General features: G+C 68.4%; 1 protein-coding gene and 1 pseudogene. Both read right to left on the bottom strand.

The window, feature by feature from the left end; translation table 11 throughout:
* Positions 1-799: pseudogene (locus K0M70_RS00970) on the bottom strand (hypothetical protein); the annotation flags it as partial.
* Between the two features lie 7 nt (positions 800-806).
* Positions 807-1,241: SgcJ/EcaC family oxidoreductase (locus K0M70_RS00965; protein ID WP_290778083.1), on the bottom strand; the 435-nt coding region annotated here is incomplete at its 5' end.

Raw genomic sequence — 1,241 nt, 5'->3', positions numbered from 1 at the left:
CCCCGCCCCGCCGGCGTCTGGTTGTCCGTGGCTCAGGGCCCGCCCGGGGCGCCCGCCGGCGCCGGTGGGCGGGGGGGGGTTGGGGGACCGGGGCCTGATGGGCCGCCCACGCCGCCGCGTTGACCTCGGCCGTCGGCAGGGGTAGCCGGCCGGACCCCACGTTAAACAGGAACCCGGCGATCGCGCCCAGATCATTCGACAGCCGCGTCCGGTACTGCTGGTTCAGCGCGAGCACCCCGCGGCGCATGGCGAGGTACTCGTCCCAGCGGCCCAGTTTGACCCGCGCCCCGGTCACCGCGTTGTAGCCCTTGACGATCGCCGTGTTGAACGGGGTGACCAAGGTCGGATGCAGAAAATAGAGCAGGTTGGCGGCCGCGGGGCCCAGACCCTTGATTCGGCAATCGTCCAGCGCCTGGATCGCCCACAGCACGCCGGCCTCGTCGTCGCAGCAATCGCAGGCATGCAAGAAGCGACCGAACGTGCGTTGGTTGTCCGGGCTTTCGTAGATGTCGGGGATGCGCAGCTTGGGCTTCCACAAGAAGGCGTGATCGGCGCCCTTGAAAATCTGCCGCTGCTCGGCCACGGCCGAGACGACGGTCTCCAACGTGGAGCCGCGGTAGGCGGTGCCAAACGTGCCAGCCTCGATCTCCTGCACCACCGCCTGCAGGCCTCGGCGGATGGAGCGGAAGTTCTTGATCCGCTCCTCCCACAGAAACCACGTGCGGTACGTCCCGCCCGGGTCCTGGCGCCAATGCTCCAGGGCCAGGGTGAGATCGGGCATGGCCAGCGCCTGGGTCACGGGCACCTCATGGCGTCGCCGCCGGGGTCTTGGGCGCTCGCGAGGAGCTGTGCATCGCGCGGATCTTCCAAGCCCCCTCCTGCCGCTCGAGCACCGTGGTGGCCACGCCCTGGCGCACGATCGGCTCGGCGCGATCGGGTAGGACGATCGTGTAGCGATAGGTCTCCGTGGCCCAGGCGATGTCGCCGGCCTGCTCGACCGTCACTGCATAGTCGTCAAAGGTGAATTGTTGGATATGGCCCAGCTCCGGGCCGATGTGATGGGTCACATAGTCGGCATAGCTGCCTTCGACCTTGCCCGATTCGATCACCTCATTGCGCTCGGCAAACAACTTCTCCACACCGGTCAGGTCCCGGCGCTCGAGCGCCGTCTTGTAGGCCGCGAGCACGGCCTTGATCGCACCCGTGTCGTCCGTGGTTTCGGGGGCCGGCGCGGCCATCGC

This window comes from Arenimonas sp. (assembly GCF_019459675.1).
GTDB lineage: Bacteria > Pseudomonadota > Gammaproteobacteria > Xanthomonadales > Xanthomonadaceae > Arenimonas.
Note: the sequence above shows the minus strand (reverse complement) of the source record. Positions and strands in the feature narration are given on the sequence as shown.